This is a genomic window from Alkalibacterium putridalgicola (assembly GCF_900109825.1).
GTDB lineage: Bacteria > Bacillota > Bacilli > Lactobacillales > Carnobacteriaceae_A > Alkalibacterium > Alkalibacterium putridalgicola.
In genome coordinates this window covers 1-5,142 of sequence record NZ_FOBL01000063.1, presented here as the reverse complement: position 1 = coordinate 5,142, position 5,142 = coordinate 1, and the positions used below count along the sequence as shown (strand labels likewise).

Annotated in this window: 4 protein-coding genes and 5 tRNA genes; 2 read left to right on the top strand and 7 right to left on the bottom strand. The window is 43.4% G+C overall.

Annotated elements, in window-relative coordinates:
• Positions 1–314: 314 nt before the first annotated feature.
• Complete coding sequence (locus BMX84_RS12235; RefSeq protein WP_091490323.1) at positions 315–887, bottom strand: SLOG family protein; 573 nt, start codon at positions 885–887, stop codon at positions 315–317.
• Positions 888–949: 62 nt separating this feature from the next.
• Between BMX84_RS12235 and recU the strand changes: the two genes are divergently transcribed.
• Together recU and BMX84_RS12225 are read left to right on the top strand one after the other, a co-directional pair.
• Positions 950–1,576, top strand: coding sequence for a Holliday junction resolvase RecU (recU, locus tag BMX84_RS12230; RefSeq protein ID WP_091490320.1), 627 nt, complete (start codon positions 950–952; stop codon positions 1,574–1,576).
• A gap of 130 nt (positions 1,577–1,706) precedes the next feature.
• On the top strand, positions 1,707–4,364 hold the full coding sequence (locus BMX84_RS12225; RefSeq protein WP_091490318.1) for a transglycosylase domain-containing protein: 2,658 nt from the start codon (positions 1,707–1,709) through the stop codon (positions 4,362–4,364).
• A 58-nt stretch (positions 4,365–4,422) separates the two neighbouring features.
• On the opposite strand, the gene BMX84_RS12220 is transcribed toward BMX84_RS12225, so the two are convergent.
• From BMX84_RS12220 to BMX84_RS12195, 6 genes are all read right to left on the bottom strand, one after another.
• Positions 4,423–4,608 (bottom strand): hypothetical protein, encoded by a 186-nt coding sequence (locus BMX84_RS12220; protein ID WP_091490315.1) that lies wholly within the window; start codon positions 4,606–4,608, stop codon positions 4,423–4,425.
• A 67-nt stretch (positions 4,609–4,675) separates the two neighbouring features.
• Positions 4,676–4,747, bottom strand: a tRNA-Gln gene (locus BMX84_RS12215).
• Positions 4,748–4,754: 7 nt separating this feature from the next.
• Positions 4,755–4,827 (bottom strand) — tRNA-His (locus BMX84_RS12210).
• 66 nt (positions 4,828–4,893) lie between these two features.
• Positions 4,894–4,964, bottom strand: a tRNA-Trp gene (locus BMX84_RS12205).
• Between the two features lie 6 nt (positions 4,965–4,970).
• A tRNA-Tyr gene (locus tag BMX84_RS12200) sits at positions 4,971–5,051 on the bottom strand.
• A 16-nt stretch (positions 5,052–5,067) separates the two neighbouring features.
• Positions 5,068–5,140, bottom strand: a tRNA-Phe gene (locus BMX84_RS12195).
• Positions 5,141–5,142 lie beyond the last annotated feature (2 nt).

Below are 5,142 nucleotides of genomic sequence, written 5' to 3'. Positions count from 1 at the left end.
AATGAGCTCCTCATTGGCATTACCCAACGCTACTTTTTCTGGAGTACGCCCAATGAGCTCCTCATTGGCATTACCCAACGTTATTTTTTCTGGAGTACGCCTAATGAGCTCCTCATTGGCATTACCCAACGTTATTTTTTCTGGAGTACGTCTAATGAGCTCCTCATTGGCATCGCTCAGAATAATTTTATTCTGACTACCCCTAATCAGCAGGCAGTTTCCACTTTTACTCCGTTAATACTGAATACACAAAAAAATCCCTTATTTATAAGGAAAAGGTTAGGACAGCCGTCCTAACCTTTCACTATTGAATACTACTCAAATCGTTCTTCTTCCAGTAGATCAGTGATGAACCACTGTAACTCATCGAAGGAAGTGGTTTCTATTTCATAGGGATGCCGTTCCTGATACTTCAGCGCCTGTTCATAGAAGTAACCGACTTTCCCTTCGTGTTCGGAATCATAGAACAGCAGGCAGCCATCAGTGTTTTTTACGATGAAGGCTTGATTGTTCTTCAACTGACCGGGATTGGCGTAGTCCTGATTTGATGTATAGTTGATATAATCAGCCCGTTCAATGATCGAGTTGTAGTACATCTGATTCACTTCATTCCACTTGCTGGAAAAATTTGTATACGGAAGCAGAACGGCCAGGCGAAGCTCCGGGTAATCGCCTTTCAGATCCAGTGCGACTTCACCCATCCATAGCTCTGTGCCCAGATTGCCTGATATGATCACCCATTCAAGCCCCTCTTCGATATATTCGATCAGTTTTCGCTTGAAAAACTTTTTGATGTAATCGATCTTGGGATCATCTGCCTGAAAAATAGACAGCTCGTAGGATCGGTAACCACTAACATATAAGTTTTTAATAAATTTGTCCTCCATTCTACATTCGCCTGTCGTTGTTTGGTAAACTAGAGTTAACTTAATTTAAGGTTGTGAACACAATGACTATTCGGTACCCTAACGGTAAACCTTATCGTATTAATAATGACAAAAAGACGAATGAAAATCAACCAAAGAAAAAGAAAGTGTCTTACAGTAATCGCGGAATGACATTGGAAGAAGATTTGAACGCGACGAATGATTATTACCTTTTGCGAAAACAAGCAGTCATTCATAAAAAGCCCATCCCCATCCAGGTGGTCAACGTGGATTATCCCAGACGAAGTGCAGCTAAGATTACCGAGGCTTACTACAAACGCGCTTCGACCACTGACTATAATGGGATCTATAAAGGGCATTATATCGATTTTGAAGCCAAAGAAACGCGCAACAAAACGTCTTTTCCATTGAAGAATTTTCATGACCATCAGCTGACTCATATGAAGATGTGTCATGAGCATGGCGGGGTCTGTTTCGTTATTATCCGGTTCAGCACCTTGAATCGGGTCTTTTTACTGAATTTCCCGCTGCTTTACAAATGGTGGAATCAGCAGTTTGAGGAAAAAGGAAAGAAGTCGATCCCTCTAAAAGAAATCGAAACGGATGCGTTCGAAATCAATTATAGCCTCTCTCCGCGTCTGCCTTATTTAAAAATTGTGGATCAGTTGATCAGTGAACGAAATGCTTAAGAGTGTTTTAAGAAAAATACAGCTTTATTGACTCTCTTCATTAAATAGTGTAAAGTCATTCTCTGATGAAACGAAATGAAATGAACCTTTTTACTGGATTTCAACTAAGTAGAAAGTAAAGGAGCGTAACATGTCACAAAAAGATAAAATGTCTCGTAAAGACTATAAGAAAAATACCAAGAAAAAAGAATCGAAGCAGCCGAAAAAATGGTTCAAACGTATTATACTGACCTTTATCACTGTCTTCTTACTGGTTGTCGTGGCCGGTGGAGCCTTATTTGCTTACTATGCATCATCTGCACCTGAACTGACCGAAGAAGATCTGGTTGGAACATTCTCATCAGAGTTGCTTGATAAAGATGGCAATGTTTTCTATACTCTCGGCGGTGAAAACCGTGAGTATGCTGAAGCCAATGAATACCCCGATGTAATGACTGATGCCATGACGGCCATTGAAGATCAGCGTTTTGATGACCACATGGGGATAGACCCTATCGGTATCGCACGGGCGGCTATTGGTTACGTTACGAACCAGGGACAGATCGTCGGTGGCGGAAGCACCATCACCCAGCAGTTGGTCAAACTGTCCGTCTTCTCTACAACAAGAGCAGACCAGACTCTGGAGAGAAAAGCTCAGGAAGCCTGGCTTGCACTGCAGCTGGAGCGCGAATTATCTAAAGAACAGATTATGACTTTATATTTGAATAAAATCCATATGGCAGGTAACGTGTACGGCGTGGCTACTGCGGCAGAAGAATATTATGGTAAATCAGTCAGTGAGCTAGAGATCCATGAAGCCGCACTGTTCGCCGGCATGGCCAAAGCGCCTAACCGCTACAGCCCTTACGCCAATCCTGAACTTGCAAAAGAAAGACGGGACACCGTAATCAGTGTCATGGCTGAAGAGGGCCACATCACGAGTGAAGAAGCTGAACAAGCCTATAACACACCGATCGATGCAGGGCTCGTTGAATTAAGTGAGTCAGACAACACTGCCTTAGTCACTGATTCATATGTCCAGCGTGTATTGGATGAAGTAGAAGAAAAAACAGATTTAAATCCCGCTACCGCAGGGTTGACTATAGAGACCAATATCGATATAGATGCCCAGCAGCGCGTCTTTGATGTATTAAATTCAGATGAATATGTGAATTATATCAATGACGAAGTTCAGGCAGCAGTCTCCCTAGTAGAAGCTGATACAGGAAAAGTAAGAGCCTTGGGTGGCGGAAGAAATACAGAGGTCCTTAGAGGGGTTAACCGCGCCACTCAAACCAAGGCTACTGGGTCAACGATCAAACCTTTATCGACTTATGGTCCGGCGATCGAATATTTAAAATACTCGACGTATCATCAGATCGTTGACGAAGCCTATAGTTACCCGGATGGGACTTCCTTGAGAAATTATGACGGTCAGTACAGAGGTCAAATCAGCATGCGAGAAGCTCTGGTAGACTCACGGAATGTCCCGACGGCGAAACTTTTCAATGAAGATCTGGAGATGAATCAAGTCGAAGAATTCATGACCCAGTTAGGTATCCCGATCGATCCGATGTCTCTAGAAGGCGAATTGGTTCCTTCTAACGCTATAAGTGGACAGATGTCTCCTTTACAAATGTCGGCCTCATATGCAGCTTTTGCAAATGGCGGACAGTATACCGAACCCTATACCGTCTCTAAAGTGATCACTCAAGACGGACAGGAAATCGATTTGACTCCAGAAACGAATCAGGCCATGTCTGATTATACTGCCTATATGGTGACGGATATGCTGAAAGATGTCGCGTCCAATTACAATAACATTGTAGGATTGGGTGGCATCCCACAGGCTGGAAAAACAGGAACGACCAATTTCACCGATGAACAATTAAGCGAATTGGGATATCCTTCAGATGCTGTGCCTGCTTCCTGGTACGCCGGTTATACCTCTAATTACTCCTTATCCGTATGGACTGGCTATGACAATAACAGAAAGGGTTATCTGACCTTCAATGACGACTCTCGTCTCCTCCCCCGTCATATCTATAGAGAAATCATGCAGTATGTTTCTCAAGATGTAGAAAACACTGACTGGCAGATGCCTTCATCTGTTACAGAAGTAACGGTTGAAGATGGAACAGACCCTGCCCAGCTTCCTGGGCCAAACACACCAGAAAGTGAACGAGTCACGGAACTCTTTGTAGAAGGAACTGAGCCAACTGAACAATCACTGAATTACGGTGAAGAACTGGAAACACCGACAGGACTGACAGCTGAATACGATGAAGAGAACGACGAACTGACTGTCACTTGGGATGAATATACCCTCGAGAATGAAGACGAAAGTGTCTCATATAACCTCTCTATTGACGGCGAGTCCAGCACTCTCTCAGATAATGAACTCACGCTGACTGGACCTCCGGCAGGCGATCTGGCTATCACGTTATCCGTTTCAGCTTATGACTCCACTGGTCCGGAAGCTACCACAACGGTGACGGTACCAGAACCTGTGGAAGAAGAACCGGAAGAGGAAGAGACTGAAGAAGAACCTCAAACTGAACCGGAAGAAGATAATCCTTCGGAAGAGGAAGAAACAAACACCGATAACAATCAGAATAATGATAATGAAGAATCAGACCAGGAAGAGGATGCCGGAAACGGTACCCCTCCTCCGTCTGATGAGGATCAGGACGAAGAAACCTCAGATGGAGACGAAAATCCTGAACAAGATACTTCTAATAATCAGAATAACACCGATGAAACACCCGATGATTCCGATGAGTCAACCAATACTAATGATGAAGAATAACATGTAAATAAAAAGGAAGAGACAAGGATCGTCAATGACCCTTGTCTCTTCCTTTTTACTATTCATCTTTTGGTGTGAAAAATGTTTTTCCTTTAGAGGTCCGGTAACCCATCAGCATATTCCATAACCCTATCAGAACTCCAACTCCACCAATGATCGGGTCTTTGGTAACTACATAAAGAGAAAGCAGGAATATCAGGATACCCATTATAATAAAAAACTTCCCGTGTTTTTCTGTCATCATATTCACTCTTTCCTATTTATTTAAATAAAAAGAAAACTCAATGCAGCTGCATTGAGTTTCAAACTTACTGGGCTACTAGGATTCGAACCTAGGAATGACAGGATCAAAACCTGCTGCCTTACCGCTTGGCTATAGCCCAATATAAGGGCGACTGATGGGGTTCGAACCCACGCATGCCGAGACCACAACCCGGTGCGTTAACCACTTCGCCACAGTCGCCATATTGGTTTTTCAATAAATAGTATACCATAAAAATCCAGAAGATTCACTAGTAAATTTACTGAACAGGGGTAGTAGGAATTGAACCCACATCGATGGTTTTGGAGACCATAGTTTTACCATTAAACTATACCCCTAACTAATGGAGGGAGTAGGATTTGAACCTACGAACCCGAAGGAACGGATTTACAGTCCGCTGCGTTTGGCCACTTCGCTATCCCTCCAGAATATTAAGTTGAATGGCGCAGGACAGAGTCGAACTGCCGACACACGGAGCTTCAATCCGTTGCTCTACCAACTGAGCTACTGCGCCAA